Genomic DNA, 20,436 nt, shown 5'->3' on the forward strand with positions numbered 1-20,436 from the left:
CGTACGTAAAGCTGCTGAAAATATTTTATGTAACGGCAAGTCGCTAGAAGCATTTGCACAAGACATCAAAAACGCAAAAGTAGCAAAGCGATTTAGCGATAACACAGACTATATTGCTAAGCGCTAATAAACCAATTACCTGAAGTTAAAAGGGCGAGTTTACTTAAGTTAACTCGCCCTTTTTGATTCTTAAGCCCTGAGACTTTTGCAATTATGCACAAACCAATCGGTAGCCTATGCCTCGCTTAGTTTCGATCATGCTCGCGTCTTGATCTGACAGCATTAGCTTTTTACGTAACTTACCAATATATACATCAACAACATTGGTCATTGGATCCATTTCCATACCCCACACATTACTTAAAATGCGCTCGCGGCTAAGGTACTTGCCAGGGTTTGTCATTAGCAGTTCAAGTATCGCCATCTCTTTAACCGTTAGCGAAATTTCTTTATCTGCCAAGGTTACAATGTAGCTGTCACGATCAAATCTCAACTCTTCAAACGTTAAGGTATTCGAGCGTGCTTTTTGCGATGGCTTGCGACGCGTAACCGCTTCAATTCGCGCCAAAAGTTCTTCATACGCAAAAGGCTTAGTTACGTAATCATCTGCACCTAAACGTAAGCCGTGCACAATATCCTGAGAAGCATCCATGGCGGTCAGCATAATGATTGGAATCTCAAAGTTTTTAATGCGTAATGCCTGACACACTTCTAAGCCGTTTAACCCCGGAAGCATTATATCGAGCAAAATCAGATTAAAGTCGCCTTCAAGCGCCAGATCTAATCCTTCTTTACCGTCGCTGGCACGCACCACAAAGTACCCTTCAGCACGTAATCCGCGCTCTAAAAAACTCGCTACGCGATCATCGTCTTCAACTAATAAAATTCTCATTACGTTCCTCACCATTTAATGGTAATAGTATAGTCGCCACAGAGCCTACACCTGAAGCATTTGATTTTAAACTAATATGACCGCCATGCGCATCAACTATCGCCTTTGCAACAGGCAGACCTAACCCCGAACCTGGTGTGTTTGAACGGTTGCTACGATAAAAGCGTTCAAAAATATTTTCCAACTCTTGCTTGGTAACACCCTGACCTACGTCAATTATTTTAATAATGACCACTTGCTGGCGACACATTACTTTTACTTCTGTAATCGCATGTTCAGTCGAGTAACTAAGTGCATTTTCTAACAAAATCATTAGTACTTGGCGAATTCTACGTTCATCAAGCTCAAGACTGATCTCTTCGCTAATATCAAATACGATATCTTGTTTACGCTCTTGCGCTTTACGACGGTACACATAACACAAATCCTGAATCAACTTTGATAGATTCACTTCACTACAAGAAAGCCTTAACTCACCTGCGCTCGAGCGCGCAACTAGCATCAAATCATCGATCAATGCAGTGGTGTGACTTACTTGATCAACAACTGCAACAAGGGTTTCAAGGTAATCATCAACATTCTCTGAATGACTGCGTAATAAGATCTCTGATTCACCGCGAATTATCGTAAGAGGCGTGCGTAATTCATGAGAAATATCTGCTAAAAACTGGCGGCGCTGCTTATCAACGTAAGCCAACTTTTCGTTGCTTAAAGCCAAGGCTTTTGTCCGCTCTTGTACTTTTTCTTCCAGTTGAAGTTTAGCCTCGCCCAATTCTGTTTGTTTGGTTTTTAGCTCACTTGCCATAAAGTTTAAGGCATCTGCAAGCTTGGCAAATTCGGTGTCTTTTAGTTTTGGAATACGGTGTTCTAGTTTACCGGCTGTAAACTGACTAGCCGCAAACTGAAGTTGTTTTGTTGCCTTTGAAATACGCTGCCAAAAAAACCAAATGGTCAGCATCATAAACAAACTTAATAGCCCGAGTGCAATTGCTAAGTAGCGGTTATTGCGCTCAGACATAATTTTACTGTTATCACGAATCGCTTCGGCCTGTAGATTTTCTTGCTTTACGGCCTCACTTATTAAGGCATTAAATTCAGCATGCACGCCCTGTTGCTGCAATAAACGATACAGGCTTTGCGCTTCAGATAATTCACCGCGCGTAATCAGCGACCTAATTTCTTGCGAAGTCGTAATAATACGCTCTACTTTTTGTGTTACTCGGTCTAACAACGCGAGTTCATTTTGCGTGCTGACCTCAGGTGCTAAGGCTACTTTTTTTAACAGGGAGTTGCGTACTTCAACAATCGCTGTACGCAGCTTTTTTTCATTTTCTTCACGTAATTCAGGCGCAAGCACGATGCCATTGCGTGAGATTTCGCCAATCGCAACAAGCTTCTCGAAAGTGTAAAGGGCAATATTTGAATACTGGTTAAGAATTTTATGAACAAGTTCTGATTTTTGTGCATTGTCTTTAAAGCGGTTTGAACTATCAAAGTAAAGACCTGCCATCGCGGAGCTAAACAGCGAAATGATCACTAAGGCGATAAGTAATTTATGAGTAAGGCGACTTTGGATTTGATAAGGAAGGTGATTCAACTGCTTTTCCATTCAATGGGTTACCAACTAATTAGTGCATAAATACTAAGTTAGCCGTAAATCTGCGAGTTTACTATATTGTTAGAAGTAAAAAGAGTTAATAATTCACCTACCTATTAACTCTCACAACAACAATATTGGGATTGCGTTCCTGTCCCCTGAAAATACCATCGACTGAAACATTCTTGCGTCAATTAAAGCCGACGGTAATACAGGAACGCAAGACACATAGTAATGACAACAGCTAAATTAAGCCTGTTGAATTAATTAAACTTTCCTAAGTCATATTTAAAAATTAGTTAAACAACATGATTTACTTAAAAAAGCATTAGATTATTAAATTAAAAAAGGCTGTAATTTATAAAATTACAGCCTTTCAAACAGGTGCGAACGGTCGCAAATAAATCATCATTTATTTATATGCAACTGCGCCTGCTAATGCGAGTTTTTTGCCATAGCGGTTTAACTTAGCCAATAAACTTTTTTTACCGTTATTAGAACGAGTTAATTGACCTTGAGATTGGCCACCTTGATTTAACGCTTGTTTAGTCATGTGATTGCTCCTGTTGTTTAACTAGGTGCTATTTTGCGTTTAAACATGGTTAAAATCCAATCAATAAAATTACCATTTTGGCATGAGTTTTTCTAATGCGAAAACAAAATAACTATAGTTGCATATAAACTGCATAAATGTGCAAAGCCAAATCCTATCTATTTGACCTAAAAGCCTTAAACGGGCAAGCTTGTGCTTAGCGTTTTATTAATCACCATTTCATGAATAAACATTATCTGATTGTTTTAAACCCACTACCAAATAAGCAAAAAAAGTATTGGTTAAATTGGCTTGTTACCACCTTAAAGCAGCAACAGCATAGCTATTATATTTTTACCACCTCAGCAGCATTAGCTGATAACCAACTTTTCTTTAAACAACATTTGGCAGAATACACCGAAGTGTTCATGCTTGGTGGTGATGGCACGCTACACCTACTAGCCAATTGCATGGCGTACAGCAGCAAACCAATTACCGTTTTTCCGTGCGGTACTGGTAACGACTTTATGCGCAATTTTGCCTATAGCAAACAACAGCTAAAGCAGTTAGTACAAAGCGAACGCTTAATGACGATTGATTTAGGAAAAGTGAATGGGCGTTATTTTATAAATAGCGCCGGCGTAGGCTTTGACGCTGAAATCGTAGAACGCACCAAAGGAAATAAAGGTTGGTTGGCACGTTTCAGCTATTTATATCATACCCTTGCTTGCCTTTTTTTCTTTGAGGAGTCGCTCTTATCGTTAAAGCAGCAAGGTAAAGAAACACACTATAAAAACTTTCTTACGGTGTTTGCTAATGGCAAATACTTTGGTGGCGGTATGAAAATTGCGCCCAACGCAGAATTAAACTCGTCGCATTTAATACGTTACAGTGTAGAAAAAACGCATTTAGCTAAAAAACTCTGGGCATTACCGAAGCTCTATTACGGTAAACATGTTACGCTGCAGGAAGTGAAGGAACACGCATTTACACAACTTGAAGTCTTAACCCCAAACTTGCCGGTGCAAGCTGATGGAGAATCAGCAGGTTACACACCTGTGGTGATTGAAGTAGCAAAAAGTGCGTTAACTATAAAAGTAATTTAATTGTTGTGATGCATTTATGCCAAAACTGAGCATTATTAAAGTTTCAACCATCGCTGTTTTCATTTTTTGCACACTAATGAGCAGCGTATTTATCTTTTTGCAATATCAAAGTCGATTAGAGTTTGCTACTACACAAGCACTTACCAACCACCAGCAAGCATTAAAAGAAGTGCTTACGCGCATTCGCTCCGATTATAGTAATGCACAAAAAGTGCTTAGCAGTTTGATATATCGCTATCAAGCAAAACAAACCCTACTCGATGAATTTCCACCACTGCTTTTAAAAGAACTTAGTATGTTCTTACATAAAGATATTCATGTTGATGCAATTATGTTTGCAACTCAAAACGGGGAGCTATGGGCGCTACACCAACTTACTGAAGAGCAAACGGCATTATTCGCCAATGCACCAATTAACACTTACTTCATTGTGCAAAACCTTAACGCCGCTCAAGAGGTTCGCATCTATTATACGCAATCACTTGAATTATTAGACCAAGAAAAACTTGCTGCAAGCATCGACTACACAAAGCGACCCTGGTATACCCAAGCCCAAAAATCGAACGCTTTAGCCTTAGTAGAACCCTATCAAGACCAATACAGTAACAAAAAGATATTTTCATTAGTAAAACAACAAAACCAATTAACCGTAAGTGTTGATTTAAATTCTACGTCACTCTATGCATCTATGTATCACGACAAATTAAAGTTTAATACTTGGTTATTTTTGATGAATAGCAGCAACAAGATACTCGCATTGCAAGATAGCAAAAGTATTCAACTGGAGGAGCATCAAATTGCGCCATGGCAAACATGGTTAGCCCAATCGGCAACATTAGTTAGATCAACCAATCTAACTAAACTTACTGAAGTCACTGCAAACGATGATAAGTGGTACATGAGTGCAACACACATTGAGCCTCAGACAAAACAAGGAGTTATGCTAGTTGCTGCAACAAAAGCCGAGTATATTTTGCAGCCAATTTACAACCAACTTTATGTTTGGTTACTTGTCGTTCTGAGCGTCAGCTTAATTCTAATTCCTATCAGTTACCTCCTCGCTCGATTAATGACCCGCCCTATTCGGCAACTTGAAAATTATGCCTCGCAATTAGCAAATTTCGAAACTCCGAAGCCTTTCTCTAATTATATAAAAGTCGAAGAAATTGAAGATTTGAAAATAAGCTTAAAGCACCTATATGGCAATCTGAATGAGTTTTTTAGTTTGCTTGCTACTTTGTCAAAAGAAAACGACCTGCAGCGGCTTATCGACAAAATAGCAAGCCAATCAGCTAATATGATGGTTGCACAAGGGTGCTTAATACTACTTACACAAAACAATAAATTGTGCGCAGAACTACTCTGTTTTGATGGCCAAAAATACGATACAAATACACTCGCTCAAATAAACTGGCAAAAACTATATCAACTTGATGAAGTCAGCAAAACCAGCGCTCTACCCAACGAGTTAAAAACGTTATTATCGCAAAGCGATAATGCGCTTTATCAGCTACTTGTTCCACTTAAAAACAGAGAGCAACAAGTAATTGGGTTACAAATTTATTTGTATCCAAATTCCACAGAAAAACAAACCATCAGCTTAAAATTAGCAGAACAAGTAGCTACATTTTTTGGTGTAGCAATCGAAGGTAGGAAGCTAGTTAACAAACAAGAAAAACTACTTGATTCCTTTATTCACGTTATTGCAGGTGCAATAGATACTAAGTCACACTATACAGGTAAGCATTGCCAGCGCGTACCTGAGCTAGCGACAGCATTAGCTACGCACGCTGGTAACTCGCAGCTATTTCCTCAATTTGCGTTTAATGATGGTGCGAAACGTCAACTTTCTATTGCCGCTTGGCTACATGACTGTGGCAAAGTAACAACACCCGAGTATATTGTTGATAAAGCAACGCGTCTTGAGACTATCTATAACCGAATTCATGAAATAAGAACGCGTTTTGAGGTTGTAAAACGTGATTTAGAAATTGCTGCGTTAAAGCAGCAACTGGCTAGCGTAGACAAAGACCAAATTGAAGCCCAATTGCAGCAACAAATAAATCAGCTAGAACAAGATTTTGCCCATGTTGCATACTGCAACACAGCCGAATTTGTTTCTGACAGTGACATCACTAAACTCGAAAAAATATCACAACGTATGTGGCGACCTTATTTTGACGAACGTCTTGGTCTGTCGCAAGAAGAGCTTACCCGCTATGACTCAACCCAACTAACTCAGGATATCGGACTGCTCGTGAATAAAACAAGTCATTTGCTAGCAGATCAGAACCTAAATTGTGATAAGCAAAAATATACCTTAGTACAGCCTGCTTTGAGAAATAACTTGGGCGAACTTTATAACTTGAGTATTCGGTCAGGAACAATTAATAACGAAGAGCGCTACGCGATTAATCACCATATTGTGCAAACAATAGAAATCCTTGAAAAGCTCCCGTTCCCGAAACACTTAAATCGAGTACCTGAAATAGCCGGAGCACACCACGAAAAGCTCAATGGACAAGGTTATCCTAAAGGCTTGTCGGGTGATGCGATTAGCTTTGAAGCCAGAATCTTGGCCATTGCCGATATTTTTGAAGCATTAACGTCGTCAGATCGTCCCTATAAACAAGCCAAAACCCTTACTCAAGCGCTTGAAATTATGCAAAAGCTGGCCGCAAAAGAAGAATTAGATCAAACCTTATTAAACTTTTTCATTTCAGAAAAAATTCCCGAAAAATACGCTGAGCAATATCTAAAACCTGAACAAATGAACTAGTGCACATAAAATAAAAAGGGAGCCTAGGCTCCCTTACATTGATGACTGACGCTTTAATCTAAATTCAATACCCTTAATTTAGATTGATGATTTTTTCGTTTCCACTTTAAATACATCGTAATTTGTAAGTGCCGGAATACGTGCTTGTAACTCATCCTCTTGCATTGCTAAGTCTTTAAAGTCAAAACACATTTGGTCGGCTCTTTGCTCAATATTCTTCGCTTGTAGCTCTACCTTTTCTTCAATTTGTTCGCCCATACGTTCCATGCGCTGCTCAAACTCGCTCATATCACCGCCAGAACTTAACATTTCGCTACCTAGAGTAATCAGCAAGCTGCCAATGGATTCCATAATCATTTCTTCCATTGCTTGTTCCATCTGCTGATCGAACTTACTATCGAATGTGTCGCCAATGTTATCGAAACGGCCTTGATCCATTATGAATGTGCCGCCGTCATAAAATGCAGCGTGAATTTCATCGCCAATCTCTGACATCATTTGTTCCATTGTAGCCATATTTTTTAAGCCAAATGCATTGCCCACTTCGCTCAGGGCAACACCTGCTAACGCGACACCTTCCATCGCAATCTCAGCCACTTGCGGAACCTGACCGCGCACATCGCTAGAGTAACGGGCAAGTAATGTTTGATCCGCTGCAGAGAGTGACTGCGCTTCACCATTAATCTGCAAGTTACCATCTTGGTCAATAACAACTTCTCCTGACTCGGCTTTGATATTAACCGTATCAGGCGTAATCGCTAAGGTGTTATTAAATTCTAAATTGCAGCTATCCGACGAAAAGCTCATGTTGCTGTCGTGACCATCTTGATGTGCTACTGCATTTGTTGATAAGCCAATACACGCTGCCACTGCTGTTGTTAAAAGTAATTTTTTCATAGTGATTCCCGTATCTTTTGCGTTTTAATTTTTTCTCTCATTGATAAAGCTATATCAAGGTCAGTGCCAAATTTAAAAAACAATTAAAATACAAATAGATAACTATTTTTTCGTGACTTTAAGAATTTCTAAAGAAGCATGTGAAAACTAAAAAATAGTAAATTTAACCATATGACTTGTGTATTTGACCAAGTAATTTGAAGTATATTTACTTGCGCAAAACATAATAATGGTTATTACTGTTTATGAGTGCTTAAACATTTAATGTTGAGGGTGATCATGAAAGACAATTACCAAAACATAAACAATCAAGAGCCGCTAAATAGCGATTTAGAAAACAACCAAGAAAACGAACATAAACGCGAAGTTAAAAAACGTTTAGAAGATATTTTAGAAAGAAAGCGATTACGAAAATCTATTGGCATGGATGACACCCACAATTACTGGGATGAGCTATAACAGCATTTCGCGCCATTGTTCAAAAAATAATTAGCCACTGTTGATGCTTTATGTGGCGGGCATTGCACAACCCTAATTCCAAACTTAGTCACACAAAAATAATAAAACCAGCCAATACAAATTAATCCATAAAAGTAGAGCGTGTTGAGCTTTGTGGTCTAAACTCTGTTCAAATTCAAAGCTTTTTGATATCGGCGTTGCTTTGTAGGCCAGCGGACTAAATCAATAAGCAACAACAAAGAACAAAACGCTTTAGTTAACCTGAACGAATTCACCTAAATTTAGGTTAGCTGTGTTCGTTTAACTGCGACATTAAATCACCGAGCAGTGCTTTTAGTTGGGCCGCTTTATCAAGATCTAACCCTACTTTATCTACCAGTTGTGAAGGTAGGCACGAAAGCGACTGCTGTAGGGAATTACCGTAATCAGTTAAATAAATACGTACTTTTCGCTCATCCCAATCATCACGCCTGCGCTCAATTAAGTTATTGTCGGCCATACGCTTTAAAATAGGCGTTAATGTATTATTGTTTAAAATTGCCTGCTGCCCAATTTCACCTACAGTCACGCCATCTTGCTGCCATAAAATCAGTAAAATAACGTACTGCGGATACGTTAGTTTGTATTTGTCCAACTCAGGCTGATAAAGCCGCGTCACTAGACGTGACGCCGCATAAATTGGAAAGCAAAGTTGATTTTCTAACAGTTGCTCGGGCTTACTTGTCATACTATTGCGCCAGTGCTTTCTCGATATAGCTAGCAAGTGCGTCGGGTTTTGTTGTTGGCGCAAAACGCTTAACTGGCTTGCCATCTCGGCCAATTAAAAACTTAGTAAAATTCCATTTAATTTTATTGCCTAAAATACCCGATAATTCAGTGCGTAAATACTTATAAAGTGGGTGGCTATTTTCACCATTTACATCGATTTTCTCTGTCATAGTGAAATCAACGCCATAGTTAATTAAACATTCGCCCTGAATTTGTTCCGGCGAACCAGGTTCTTGTTGGCCAAACTGGTTACACGGGCAACCAATAATAACTAAACCTTGGTCGCTATACTTTTTGTGTAGCGCTTGAAGACCTTCATATTGTGGTGTCAATCCACACTTACTCGCTGTATTTACGACTAATACGACTTTGCCTGCAAAATCTGCAAAGTCGATATTCTGACCTTGCAAACTGTTAATACTAAATTGATAAAATGGTGCCATTAGCTTTCTCCTCTGTTGCAATCAAATATATCGCGCACGATATAATCGCACAATAATAGTTCAAAAATTGAAATAAATCGCGGTCATCTCGACTTAAACTCTTCAATTAAAAAATCTATTAATAAACGTACTCTTAAGGGCATTAGATCACGATTGGGGTAAACCAGCCAAGAAGCGTTATCTGCAACTTGATATGAGTCTAATAAGCTTACTAATTTACCACTTTCAATATAGTCCCCAACAATATCATACGCTAGATGAGCAATGCCCAAGCCCGATAAACACGCTTGCAGCAGCGCTTCTCCATTATTGCTGCGCCAACGTCCAGCCACCTTAAACTCTTTAATATTGTCGCCCATATTAAAGCGCCAACGGTTAGTAACTGCTATTAAACAATTATGCTCTATCAATTGCTCTGGGTGGCTTGGCGCAGGAAACCTTGCTAAGTACTCAGGCGATGCAACTAAAGTCATAACACGTGTTGAAAGTGGCCGCGCAATTAAATTAGAGTCAGCCATTCGGCCAAATCGAATCGCTAAATCAACGCCTTCGGCAATCAAATCTACATTGCGGTTATTAAAATCCATGGTAATCGACACTTGCGAATAACGCTGACAAAACTGCGCGAGCTTAGGTGCAATTTGCTTTGAGGCAAAATCGCCAGCACACGAGATTTTAATCTTGCCCTTCGGCTCTTGTTGTTCACCTTGCAGCGCTAGGTTAGCCTCTTCCATTGCAGATTGAATCGAGTGTAATGAGGCTGCATATTGCTGCCCTGCTTCAGTTAAATTAAGCGAACGCGTTGTGCGTTTTAAAAGCGCAACACCCAATCTCGACTCTAACTGCGAGACGCTACGGCTAATATGTGATGTTGACACATCAAGCACTTTAGCGGCTTGAGTAAAGCTACCACTGTCCACTACAGCCAAAAATTCGTTGATCCCTTGCCAGTTCATACCGAGCACCTATGCAAAAATAGAAATTAAAACACAATTATTATTGCATACATGCAAAAGTGATTTGTCAACAGTGGGGATTATCCCAAATCAGAAAAACGTTAGACTGGCTTTAATTACCGTACCTAATTGAGGCAATACAATGGAATTTAGTTTTGTAAATCCAACTAAAATTATTTTTGGCCAAGGCCAAATCGCAAGTATTCAACACGAGATCCCACAGTCAGCAAAAGTACTAGTTATTTATGGCGGTGGCAGTATCAAACAAAATGGTATTTACCAGCAGGTAACCGATGCCCTAAGTGAACACCAAGTTTTTGAGTTTTCGGGTATTGAGCCAAACCCGAGTTATGAAACCGCAATGCGTGCAGTTGCACAAATAAAAGAGCACAACATCGATTATTTACTTGCGGTAGGCGGTGGCTCCGTTATTGATGGCACTAAGTTTATTGCTGCTGCGGCCAAGTTCGATGGTGAACCATGGGATATTTTAGTAAAAGCAGCAGAAGTAACAGACGCCCTGCCAATTGGTGTTGTACTTACCTTACCTGCGACAGGCTCGGAATCAAATAGCTATTCAGTTGTATCTAAGCTCGACACCAACGACAAACTGCCGTTCGCGAGTGAAAAAGTACAACCAAAGTTCGCTGTACTTGATGCACAAGTAACAAAAACATTACCTGAAAGACAATTAGCGAACGGTGTCGTTGACGCATTTGTGCACGTTATGGAGCAATACTTAACATTTGACCATGGTGCCAAAGTGCAAGATCGCTTTGCTGAAGGCTTATTGCATACGCTAATTGAAGATGGTCCACGTGTGTTCGCAGAACCAGATAACATGATGGTTCGAGAAAACCTAATGTGGTCGGCAACGATGGCGCTAAATGGGCTAATTGGTGCAGGTGTACCACAAGACTGGTCTACACATATGCTTGGCCATGAAGTAACTGCATTATACGGCTTAGATCACGCGCAAACTCTCGCGATTGTGCTGCCACGTATGATGAATGCGATGCGCCAACAAAAAGAAGCGAAGTTATTGCAGTATGCTGAACGCATTTGGGGTATTACAGAGCAAGATAAAAACTTAGCTATTGACCGAGCGATTGAAAAAACCGAGGCGTTTTTCCACTCGGTAAACATGCCAACGCGTTTAAGCGATTACCAGTTAGATGAAAAAGTAGCTGATGCCGTTGTTGAACAGCTTGAACGTCACGGTATGACTGAGCTTGGTGAAAGCCAACAAGTAACACTTAATATAAGCCGCGCAGTATTAAAGGCATCGGTTTAAGCGCCCACTGCTAAACTCTAACTGCTTTAAAGCAGTTAGAGTTTCAGTAAAAAGAACACCACTAAACTCACCACGGTAGTGACATATAAATTCTTAAAGCGATATGCCAGTAAAACGGCAACACCTGCTGCTATTAAATACGGATTATCGAGCGAAATAGCCAACTCCCCCTGTTGCACAAATACAATCGGTACCCAAATCGCGGTAAGTACACAGGGCGCGCTAAAACTTAAAAAACGCTGCATTTTAGGCCCAATGCTAAAGGGTAAACGCTTAGATAAAAATAAAAAACGCGTTGTGAACGTGACGCATGCCATCAAAAAAATAATCTTTAGCATTTTGCACCTCGTCTGCTTTCAAGCACATAACCCACACTCATGCCCAGCAGCGCTGCGAAAATAAGTCCAAGTTCAAATTGCCACAGTTTAAAAATAACAATACTGACAGCCGAGGTTAAACACGCAATTAGCACTGGCCAATTGTTGATGCTTGGGATCACCAAAGCGATAAAAATTGAGGCGATCGCAAAGTCTAACCCAAGCTGAGTGAGGTCTGGCAGTAATGCCCCAGCTACAACACCTATGAGCGTCCAAATATTCCAAGCGATATAAAAGCTACCACCCGCAACTAAGGCGTAAACTAGCCTTACTTTCCCTTGATATGCCCTATGGTGATGTGAAAAAGCAAAAAGTTCATCCGTTAGTAAAAACCCCAAGCCTAAACGCCACTTAAGCGGCTTATCAATTAAACGATGGCGCACACTTAAGCCATACAAAAAGTGGCGAGCACTAATAATAAAAGTAGTGACTAAAATAGTGATAAGTGAGGCGTTACCAGCGATTAGTTCTATTGCAACAAGTTGCGCAGAACCGGCAAACACTAATAGTGACATTAGCTGTGCCTCTAGCGGACTAAAACCCGATTGCACTGCCAGTGAGCCACATAAAATACCCCATGGGATCACCGCTAGATTGAGTGGGAGCATATCCCAAAACCCTTTAGCAATTGCTGTTTTCATTTGATTCTCGTTGATTGACCAATAATTTATGAGGCTTGGTAAAGTACTGCCTTGCTGTGCTGCTTAGGGGTCAACCCCATATTCTTCTTAAAATATCGATGAAAGTGACTTTGGTCATAAAAACCAACGGATAACGCCACTTCATTAATCGCAAGCCCCGAGCGTAGCATTTGCTTGGCACGATTTATACGAAATTGCGTTTGATAAACATGTGGTGTCATACCTGTTTCAGCCTTAAACTGTCGAATAAAGTGAAACGGACTCATATGAGCAATCGCGGCAAGTTCGGTCAAACTAATATTATCGAAATAATAATCGCGCAAATAATCAAGCGCCGAGTTTAGTTGTGGTTTGCGTGATAACCCTTTTAAATTAAAAGCACGTTTATTATGGCGAGCAATTAAATTAATTAATAATTGATACAATGCTGACTGCCTTGCCAACACACTTTTATCAGTCGCGAGTAAATCAAAGGTAAACGCCATTTGCTGTGCTAACACAGGCTCGAACACTACCGCTTGTTCAAAATAAGGCGCACCGAGTTTTGCTTTACCAATCCCATCCGTTAGCCCTTCAAATAACTCTGGAGTTGGATACATAGCACGGTAACCCCAGCCATGCTCAGTCGCAGTTTGACCATTATGCACTTGGTCTGCATTAACTAAGATAATACTGCTTGCTGGCGCGACATGATTTGCGCCACTGCGAAAAAATCGCTGTGCACCATTTTCAATTAGCCCTATGGTATAGCCTTCATGACTATGGCGTGCGAAATTCTGCTGCTTGTACTGCGCTTTAAGTACCTCGAGTCCATTTAAATCCTGATGATATTGAAAGACTGTTTTTTCCATGAACGCTTCTCAAAAATAAAGGGCAGCAATATATTTACACAATCAGTATAGCCCCACGGTTTTTTAAAAATTGTACAAAATTGCTCAATAGCATTTTTTATGATGTTTAACGTATTTGCTTACCGTATTTATCTGATTTATGGCAACATAGTAAGACTTCAATTTGGGTTTAAAGACCTTACATATTGATTTATTTTTATAACACGCTTTAGGGGCCAAAATGCAAAAAACACAAGTATGGGATGGATTTATCCGTTTTTTCCATTGGAGCATGGTCGCATTAGTTGCAACACTTTACTATTCGGCTGAAAACAGCCTTATGGAAGTGCACTTTGTCGCAGGCTTCACACTATTAGCACTATTAGCAACACGTATTATTTGGGGCATTATCGGCAGTGATACTGCAAAATTATCGGCATTACTGCATTCACCGAAAAGTACTATCGCAGCAATAAAAGGGCAGCAACAAGCTAAACCAGGGCACAACGCAGCTGGTAGTTATATGGTGATCGCGTTTCTTATATTACTTATTTCGCAAGCCGTTACGGGTTTAATGACCACAGACGATATAATGTATGATGGCCCGTTAGTGGCTATGGTGAGCAGCGACCTATCGTCGCTTGCTGGCAGCTTACACCATCAAATTTTTGACTTAATCTTGATTGCCATCGCACTGCATATTGCAGCTATTGTTATTTATAAACTAAAAGGCAAAGCACTTGTGCCACCTATGATTACAGGCAAAACAGCAGAAAGCTATGAACAAAGTGTCAAAATGAAAAGTGGTTGGTTAGGTTTTGCAATTTTTGCAGTGCTTACCACGGCTATTCTCTACGTTTGGGGCGCTGAGTCGATTAGTACATTGATAGGCTAAACTAACACCCAGTAACCACATTAAAAAAGGTCAGCATATGCTGACCTTTTTTGCGATTAACGTAAGCAATTAATCTTTGAAAGACTTGTGACAATCTTTACAGCCTTTTGCCCAAGCGCCAAATGCTGGCTTAATTACTTTTGGGTCACCTGACTGTGCAGCAACAGCTAGTTTATCCGCATAATCAGCAAACGCATTTGCTTTTTGCATAAACGTTTCATTGTCTGACCATACAGCTGCTAGTGCAGACGTATCGCCTTTGTCTGTGCCCGCGTAAAACGCTTCCCAAGGCATTTTTGATAATGCTGCAGCATTGTTAGCACGCATTTGGAAAGTTTCCGCGTTAAATTCAACTTTACCTTTCAACATATCGCCCATATTTGCGATTTGCGTACGGATTAACTGAAACGCTTGTTGACGGTATTCGATAGCATCCTCTGCTTCTTTGAATGCAGGGTTAGCGTTTGCAAGTGCTGGTGCAGCAATTGCAGCTGCAAGAACTAATGTTCTTAATTTCATAGTTTGCCCCTAATATTATTAACTTACCAATTATTACAGCATCCCATTCAATGCTGCAACTGGAAACGACCAATCCGCGAATTTACGCGTTATAAGATTCAAATGGTGTATTCTTTTGTTACCAAAGTACTTTTTCAATGGTGTTTGGCGCTTCACCAATCAAGGTTGAAACCACGCGATTTTGTTTATCTAACAAGATAATACGAGGCACACCCGCGTTAGCAAATTGACTATAAATTTTACGTTCTGGGTCAGCCACCATGGTGAAGTTAGTTGCAAACTTTTCTGAAAAGTTCACTAAGCTTTGCGCATCTTCTTCTCGACCAATCGCAATAATCTGTAGATCAGGGTCTGCGATAAGTGGCGATGCCATTAACTGTTTGACAAAACGCTGCGAATCACTACACCAAGTGGCGAAAAGTAACACCAACTTGCGCTTGTCTTCGGCCAACTCAACCGTCTCCCCTTTCATATCGTTAAATTGTGAGATAGGAAAAGATTCACCTTGAGCAATATAAGTTTCGTAATTGGGTTTCTGGTAGGTGGTTTGATTTTTTGGCGTTTGCGCACAACCTGCTAGCGTTCCTAGCAACATCAGAGGTAATAGGTATTTCATTTATATTCCATATAATTATTTACGCTGGACTCAGTGTTAAAAATTTAGCATCATGCGTCAAGCTATCACTGAGTAATATTTAAGTCCTTTTTTGAGCTACCTATCACTATTTTTTACCGCATTTATTGCTGCAACACTGCTTCCCACAGCCTCTGAAGGCATGCTTGCTTATCTTACCCAGCAACAATTCAACATTGCTTTGCTGTGGTTTAGTGCGACATTGGGTAACACTTTAGGTAGCTGCGTGAATTGGTGGTTAGGAAAGGAGCTTAATCGCTTTAAAGACAGGAAGTGGTTTGCAGTATCTGAGCAGCAACTAGAAAAAGCGCAACATAGCTTTAATCGTTACGGCAGAGCGAGTTTATTATTAGCTTGGCTGCCCATTGTAGGAGATCCACTCACCTTTGTTGCTGGCATTATGCGGGTGCCGTTTTCTATTTTCGTATTGCTTGTAGCTATTGGAAAAGCACTGCGATACGCCATAGTTATCGCTATGGCGCTACAGTTTTTTTAGCTTGGCTTTTGCCATGCAAGCGTAAGCGATACCGAGTCTGCAAAGCGCAATGCATGTGGCTTATCGATAGATACTTTGGCAAATGTCACACTTGAATGGCGATGACACTCTTCCAGTACATCAGCTACCAATTTTTCAAGCAGCAAAAAGTGGCCGTTTTCCACCAGCTCAATCACTGCTTTGGTTATGTCTTTGTAGTTTACCGCTTGGTCTACTTGGTCGGTAACACAGGCCATATCGGCCGGATAATGCACTTCAATATTAATCACCACGTCTTGCTTTTTTTCACGCTCTTCAGGGTTAAAGCCAATGTAAGTGCGCAGGCGTAAATTTGTTATATTTATAATCGCATTGAGCATAGTTACCCCTTAACTAACTGCAAGAATTCATTGCGGGTTTTTGGATCTTCACGGAAGTTACCCAACATTACCGACGTACGCATTTTAGAGTTTTGTTTCTCTACACCGCGCATCATCATGCACATGTGTTTAGCCTCAACAATAACACCTACCCCTTTCGCGTTAGTAACTTGTTGCACGGCTTCAGCAATTTGATGCGTAAGCTGTTCTTGAATTTGAAAGCGGCGTGCAAACATATCAACAATGCGCGCAAACTTTGATAACCCAAGTACTTTACCATCGGGAATATAGGCGATATGGCAACGACCAACAAAGGGTAATAGATGATGCTCACACATAGAATACAGCTCGATATCTTGTATCAACACCATGTCGTCGGCATCTGAGGTAAACACTGCATTGTTGGTAATTTCGTCAAGCGTTTGACGATAACCTTTTGTCAGGTACTCCATTGCCTTAGCCGCTCGTTTTGGCGTATCCAGCAGGCCTTCGCGCTCTGGATTCTCGCCAACCGCTTCAATAATTTGTCGGTAGTTTTCAGCTAGTTTCTTTTCCATTGTTCTGTCCTATTTTAGGTGGCGACCACCATCGAGTTGCAATGTGCGTCCTGTCATATAATTGCTGTTTAGAATCATTTCGATACCATTAATGATTTCTGCTGTGCCAGGCTCTAACGCCATAATCGATTTTTTCAGAGTTTTTGCTCGGTACGCTTCGTCATCATGGTCATTAAAAATAATTAATGACGGCGCAATCGAATTTACTTTCACTTTTGGCGCTAACTTGGCAGAAAATGAACGCGTTAAATTATCAAGCGCCGCTTTACTTGCGGCATAAGCAATATGCTTTGGGCTACCTTTTTCAACAACGTAATCCGTAATATGGATAATATCACTGTGTTCGTAGCTGCTATTTTGTAATAAAGGCGTAAGTGCTAAGTTTAATAAATAAGGCACTTTTGCATGAATATTCATCATGTTATCAAATAAACTATTAAAGTCTGGGTTCTTACTTTCGCAATCCCAACTTGATGCATTATGAATAATCGCACTGAGCTCGTTAGTATGGCTTTTAACTTGTTCTACCAACTTTTCTACGGCATCACTTTGCTCAAAGTCACATGCTAAACAAATAGCGCCAAGCTCCAACAACTCATTTACTGACGCATGTTTAGTGCGATAAGTAATAATCAGTTTGTCGCCTTTATTTAAAAAATGCTTTGCTAAATCAAGGCCAATACGCTGCGCCGCGCCGGTAATTAATATTGTTGCCATATAGTTTTAATAAATTATCGTTGAGGTTTTTTGTTTCTAATTTAACTATAAACCTAACTTCTTGATTTATTAAGTGGTTAAGCAAATTAAACTAAATTACACGAGATTTATACTGTTTTTCGCGACGCTTAGATCTGTAACATGCCATTTATTGGTGGCCTGCTTCAGTAAATTCATTTTTGAATTAGGGTCTGTTGACCTTTCAAGTTCGTTTTTACAGCAGCTTGATAGGGTTTTATACAAAGCTGGATCTGCGTGCCATATTCTATGTGAGTTAGCCGATAGCGCACACCAAGGTAACGCTTTAATTATTTACCTTGTCTTTGCATCAAATACTTTGCTATTTTGTAAGCAACCAACAATGACAGCGCTGTCTATGAATTTTAAAAACCGAAGCTACCGTCAATACATTCCCCTTTTATTTTTAGCTAGCACTTATACTTGCTGGCTATTCATGCAGGGAATAAACAGTGCCTTGGCTAATTTCATGTCGCAAATTAGTATTGCGATTACCATGGCGTTCGGGTCATTTGTTGCAGGCGGTACAGCGCTTGGCGGCGGTGCTGTTGCTTTTCCAGTCATGACTAAAGTGCTGGCAATTGAACCTGCTACTGCAAAAGTATTTTCACTCGCTATTCAGAGCTTTGGGATGACAGCTGCCAGTCTCACCATTATATTTAGCGGCATCAAATATTACCGTTCGGTTGTATTACTTGCGCTTTTTGGCGCATTACCCGGCGTCGCTATCAGCTTGTTCTTTATTGCTGATCTTCTGCCTAGATTGGTCACAAAATCACTGTTTAGCGTTTTTTTATTAGTCTTTGCCATCACCCTGCTTCGTGCTCATTGGAAAGGTAAACAGCAGTTAGATATAGACTTAAGCTGTAAAAAGAAAAATGCCTTAGTGGTATTTGTGGCGTTTTTAGGCGGTATCGTTAGTGGCTTGATTGGCTCAGGGGCAGATATCGCTATTTTTGCCTTGTTAATGCTGCATTTTAAAGCTGATTTAAAAGTCGCGACTGCCACGTCAGTAATCGTTATGGCGGTAACATCAGTATTTGCTAGCGGTATAAATTTCTTATATTTAAACGCGATAACCGCGCCAATATCTCAATATGTATTGGCGGCGATTCCGGTTGTTGTGGTAGGCGCACCTCTTGGCGCTTACTGCTGCGCAAAAGTACCTAAATCGGTGTTATTAAGCTTTTTGCTAATGCTCATTGGTCTTGAAGTTGCCTTTACCTTATATGAAATAATTGGCAACTTATAAAACTCTTCAGGTTACTCAGGTAAACGTTCAGAGCTGCGTATTTGGTCGTCAAATAGTACGTCATTATCGGCAACATCTAATCCCATACAATCTCGCAACGCTTCAAAACAATCTATATTGGCTTGCGCCCACATAATATCATCAGCCGTCACTTTAAGACGTCCTTCGCTTTGCGCTCTTTGCATCGCTAACATTTCAATTAACGTTGTCATCGCTGTTCCTTAAGCAACAATAATGCAGTTTCTACCTGATTCTTTCGCTTTATACAGTGCTTTATCTGCACGCTCGAGAAGCATTTCACACGATTCACCATCAAACTCAGCCACACCAAAGCTGGCTGAAATACTGCGCAATGATTTACCTGTTTTATTGTCTTTTAACGCCAAACGTTCAATATCGACACGAATTTTTTCTAAATAATTAACCGCTGAGCGCTTGTCTTTAAACTGGCTCAAAATACAAAACTCTTCTCCACCATAGCGATACGCAGCATTCAGTTCATCGGCGTGTTTTTTTAATCTTTCAGCAACCACTTTTAGTACGAGGTCGCCTTTTTGATGACCGAAATCATCGTTAAACTGTTTAAAATTATCGATATCCACAATGGTTAAATAGAGCTTTAAAACACTGTGGTGACTGTTACACAATAAGTCGAGATCTTCATCGAATGACTTACGGTTATTAAGGCCTGTTAAACCATCTTTCGATGCCGCTCTTTTCGATTCATTGAGCTCGCTGCGCAGCTTGGAAATCTCTTGATATGCAGCACGTAATTGCTGCTGAAAACGCTCGGTTGTATGCTGCATGCTTTTTGATTCTTCCGACAGCTTATTAACTAATTCTAAAATATCTCGTTCTGATGCGTCTTCTTTTGTAAAATCGCTCAGCTCTTGATTACATGAACTCAAAACTTCACTAAAGTCATTGGCTGAATTTAAGGTTTGCCCAACGTTTTTTTCAACCTCTGCAACAACCGCATTAATGTCTTCAGCAACTGAATCAAACAGCTCAAGATCTTTGTCTGATAAAAACTCTTCAAATAAATCCCGTGACAGTGCAGGCGGGCAAGTACCAAAGGTTCTTAACGCAGAATCCAGCTTTTGATTTAACTTGGGATGGTTACCAGATACATAGCTATACCAAAGCGCATAATTTGCGGGCGTAACCGCAATATTGTACTTAACCATTAACGGCACTGCTTTGCGTAAACACTCCGCTGAGTGAGATAAGGTATTTTTCAAACGAAACTCCACTTTATAATCCTTATGCGTTCCGTAGCTATAATTCGTGTACGATTTTTAGCCGCAATATAAGTGTACTTAAAAAGTGTAGTCGAGGAAAATTGAATTGCTAAAAACTATTCAGATTTATAGCCATTTAAAGCAATTAAAAAAGCCCTAATAAATAGGGCTTTTTCA

General features: G+C 40.1%; 24 protein-coding genes. 7 read left to right on the top strand and 17 right to left on the bottom strand.

What is annotated here, in order from left to right:
- Positions 1-211: 211 nt before the first annotated feature.
- The 3 genes from AN214_RS08500 to AN214_RS22670 all read right to left on the bottom strand — a co-directional run bounded on the left by AN214_RS08500 (position 212) and on the right by AN214_RS22670 (position 3,042).
- Positions 212-892, bottom strand: a complete 681-nt coding sequence (locus tag AN214_RS08500; protein ID WP_082428537.1) for a response regulator transcription factor — start codon at positions 890-892, stop codon at positions 212-214.
- Positions 873-2,501 (bottom strand): HAMP domain-containing sensor histidine kinase, encoded by a 1,629-nt coding sequence (locus tag AN214_RS08505; protein ID WP_054979344.1) that lies wholly within the window; start codon positions 2,499-2,501, stop codon positions 873-875. Before AN214_RS08505 ends, AN214_RS08500 begins: the two co-directional genes overlap by 20 nt.
- Before the next feature lie 400 nt (positions 2,502-2,901).
- Positions 2,902-3,042, bottom strand: coding sequence for a hypothetical protein (locus tag AN214_RS22670; RefSeq protein WP_157813522.1), 141 nt, complete (start codon positions 3,040-3,042; stop codon positions 2,902-2,904).
- A 221-nt stretch (positions 3,043-3,263) separates the two neighbouring features.
- Here AN214_RS22670 and AN214_RS08510 point away from each other — a divergent pair, with 221 nt between their 5' ends.
- Together AN214_RS08510 and AN214_RS08515 are read left to right on the top strand one after the other, a co-directional pair.
- Positions 3,264-4,127 carry a diacylglycerol kinase family protein gene (locus AN214_RS08510; protein WP_054979345.1) on the top strand — a complete coding sequence of 288 codons (864 nt, stop codon included), beginning with the start codon at positions 3,264-3,266 and terminating at the stop codon, positions 4,125-4,127.
- A gap of 76 nt (positions 4,128-4,203) precedes the next feature.
- Positions 4,204-6,906, top strand: a complete 2,703-nt coding sequence (locus AN214_RS08515; protein WP_161805671.1) for an HD domain-containing phosphohydrolase — start codon at positions 4,204-4,206, stop codon at positions 6,904-6,906.
- 78 nt (positions 6,907-6,984) lie between these two features.
- Here the strand turns inward: AN214_RS08515 and AN214_RS08520 are convergent, their stop codons facing one another.
- A complete protein-coding gene (locus AN214_RS08520) occupies positions 6,985-7,803 on the bottom strand; it encodes a YggN family protein (protein ID WP_054979347.1) in 819 nt (272 codons plus the stop codon).
- A 279-nt stretch (positions 7,804-8,082) separates the two neighbouring features.
- Here AN214_RS08520 and AN214_RS08525 point away from each other — a divergent pair, with 279 nt between their 5' ends.
- Positions 8,083-8,262 carry a PA3496 family putative envelope integrity protein gene (locus tag AN214_RS08525; RefSeq protein ID WP_040641207.1) on the top strand — a complete coding sequence of 60 codons (180 nt, stop codon included), beginning with the start codon at positions 8,083-8,085 and terminating at the stop codon, positions 8,260-8,262.
- Positions 8,263-8,548: 286 nt separating this feature from the next.
- On the opposite strand, the gene AN214_RS08530 is transcribed toward AN214_RS08525, so the two are convergent.
- The 3 genes from AN214_RS08530 to AN214_RS08540 form a co-directional block, all read right to left on the bottom strand.
- Complete coding sequence (locus AN214_RS08530; RefSeq protein ID WP_054979348.1) at positions 8,549-8,989, bottom strand: MarR family winged helix-turn-helix transcriptional regulator; 441 nt, start codon at positions 8,987-8,989, stop codon at positions 8,549-8,551.
- A 1-nt stretch (position 8,990) separates the two neighbouring features.
- Entirely contained in the window at positions 8,991-9,473 is a 483-nt protein-coding gene (locus AN214_RS08535; RefSeq protein ID WP_054979349.1) for a glutathione peroxidase, read from the bottom strand.
- Between the two features lie 83 nt (positions 9,474-9,556).
- The gene (locus AN214_RS08540; protein ID WP_010561380.1) at positions 9,557-10,429 is read right to left on the bottom strand and encodes a LysR family transcriptional regulator; all 873 of its coding nucleotides are present in this window, start codon (positions 10,427-10,429) and stop codon (positions 9,557-9,559) included.
- A 142-nt stretch (positions 10,430-10,571) separates the two neighbouring features.
- Between AN214_RS08540 and AN214_RS08545 the strand changes: the two genes are divergently transcribed.
- Positions 10,572-11,723 carry an iron-containing alcohol dehydrogenase gene (locus AN214_RS08545; RefSeq protein ID WP_054979350.1) on the top strand — a complete coding sequence of 384 codons (1,152 nt, stop codon included), beginning with the start codon at positions 10,572-10,574 and terminating at the stop codon, positions 11,721-11,723.
- A gap of 35 nt (positions 11,724-11,758) precedes the next feature.
- Here AN214_RS08545 and AN214_RS08550 read toward each other — a convergent pair whose 3' ends face one another.
- The 3 genes from AN214_RS08550 to AN214_RS08560 are packed head-to-tail and all read right to left on the bottom strand — an operon-like array spanning position 11,759 to position 13,592.
- Entirely contained in the window at positions 11,759-12,061 is a 303-nt protein-coding gene (locus tag AN214_RS08550) for an AzlD domain-containing protein (protein ID WP_054979351.1), read from the bottom strand.
- Entirely contained in the window at positions 12,055-12,741 is a 687-nt protein-coding gene (locus AN214_RS08555) for an AzlC family ABC transporter permease (RefSeq protein ID WP_054979352.1), read from the bottom strand. The genes AN214_RS08550 and AN214_RS08555 overlap by 7 nt, the downstream gene beginning before the upstream one ends.
- Before the next feature lie 26 nt (positions 12,742-12,767).
- The gene (locus tag AN214_RS08560; RefSeq protein ID WP_054979353.1) at positions 12,768-13,592 is read right to left on the bottom strand and encodes an AraC family transcriptional regulator; all 825 of its coding nucleotides are present in this window, start codon (positions 13,590-13,592) and stop codon (positions 12,768-12,770) included.
- A gap of 220 nt (positions 13,593-13,812) precedes the next feature.
- On the opposite strand from AN214_RS08560, the gene AN214_RS08565 reads away from it, so the two are divergent.
- Positions 13,813-14,466, top strand: a complete 654-nt coding sequence (locus AN214_RS08565; RefSeq protein ID WP_054979354.1) for a cytochrome b/b6 domain-containing protein — start codon at positions 13,813-13,815, stop codon at positions 14,464-14,466.
- Between the two features lie 69 nt (positions 14,467-14,535).
- On the opposite strand, the gene AN214_RS08570 is transcribed toward AN214_RS08565, so the two are convergent.
- Both AN214_RS08570 and AN214_RS08575 read right to left on the bottom strand, forming a co-directional pair.
- Complete coding sequence (locus AN214_RS08570; protein WP_010561374.1) at positions 14,536-14,985, bottom strand: cytochrome c; 450 nt, start codon at positions 14,983-14,985, stop codon at positions 14,536-14,538.
- Positions 14,986-15,103: 118 nt separating this feature from the next.
- Positions 15,104-15,601 carry a TlpA disulfide reductase family protein gene (locus AN214_RS08575; protein ID WP_054979355.1) on the bottom strand — a complete coding sequence of 166 codons (498 nt, stop codon included), beginning with the start codon at positions 15,599-15,601 and terminating at the stop codon, positions 15,104-15,106.
- A 91-nt stretch (positions 15,602-15,692) separates the two neighbouring features.
- Between AN214_RS08575 and AN214_RS08580 the strand changes: the two genes are divergently transcribed.
- Positions 15,693-16,115: a YqaA family protein gene (locus AN214_RS08580; RefSeq protein WP_054979356.1), complete on the top strand. Its 423-nt coding sequence runs from the start codon at positions 15,693-15,695 to the stop codon at positions 16,113-16,115.
- On the opposite strand, the gene folX is transcribed toward AN214_RS08580, so the two are convergent.
- Genes folX through folM form a run of 3 tightly spaced genes read right to left on the bottom strand, consistent with a single transcriptional unit; the run spans position 16,112 to position 17,748 of the window.
- Positions 16,112-16,474, bottom strand: coding sequence for a dihydroneopterin triphosphate 2'-epimerase (gene folX, locus AN214_RS08585; RefSeq protein WP_010561371.1), 363 nt, complete (start codon positions 16,472-16,474; stop codon positions 16,112-16,114). The genes AN214_RS08580 and folX overlap by 4 nt on opposite strands.
- A 2-nt stretch (positions 16,475-16,476) precedes the next feature.
- Positions 16,477-17,031 carry a GTP cyclohydrolase I FolE gene (gene folE / locus AN214_RS08590; protein ID WP_010561370.1) on the bottom strand — a complete coding sequence of 185 codons (555 nt, stop codon included), beginning with the start codon at positions 17,029-17,031 and terminating at the stop codon, positions 16,477-16,479.
- A gap of 9 nt (positions 17,032-17,040) precedes the next feature.
- Positions 17,041-17,748, bottom strand: a complete 708-nt coding sequence (gene folM / locus AN214_RS08595; protein WP_054979357.1) for a dihydromonapterin reductase — start codon at positions 17,746-17,748, stop codon at positions 17,041-17,043.
- A 487-nt stretch (positions 17,749-18,235) separates the two neighbouring features.
- On the opposite strand from folM, the gene AN214_RS08600 reads away from it, so the two are divergent.
- On the top strand, positions 18,236-19,018 hold the full coding sequence (locus AN214_RS08600; RefSeq protein ID WP_235576728.1) for a sulfite exporter TauE/SafE family protein: 783 nt from the start codon (positions 18,236-18,238) through the stop codon (positions 19,016-19,018).
- A gap of 11 nt (positions 19,019-19,029) precedes the next feature.
- Here AN214_RS08600 and AN214_RS08605 read toward each other — a convergent pair whose 3' ends face one another.
- Together AN214_RS08605 and AN214_RS08610 are read right to left on the bottom strand one after the other, a co-directional pair.
- Positions 19,030-19,230 (bottom strand): hypothetical protein, encoded by a 201-nt coding sequence (locus AN214_RS08605; RefSeq protein ID WP_054979358.1) that lies wholly within the window; start codon positions 19,228-19,230, stop codon positions 19,030-19,032.
- A 9-nt stretch (positions 19,231-19,239) separates the two neighbouring features.
- Entirely contained in the window at positions 19,240-20,259 is a 1,020-nt protein-coding gene (locus AN214_RS08610; RefSeq protein ID WP_235576729.1) for a GGDEF domain-containing protein, read from the bottom strand.
- Between the last annotated feature and the right edge of the window lie 177 nt (positions 20,260-20,436).

This window comes from Pseudoalteromonas sp. P1-9 (assembly GCF_001399975.1).
Taxonomy (GTDB): Bacteria; Pseudomonadota; Gammaproteobacteria; order Enterobacterales; family Alteromonadaceae; genus Pseudoalteromonas.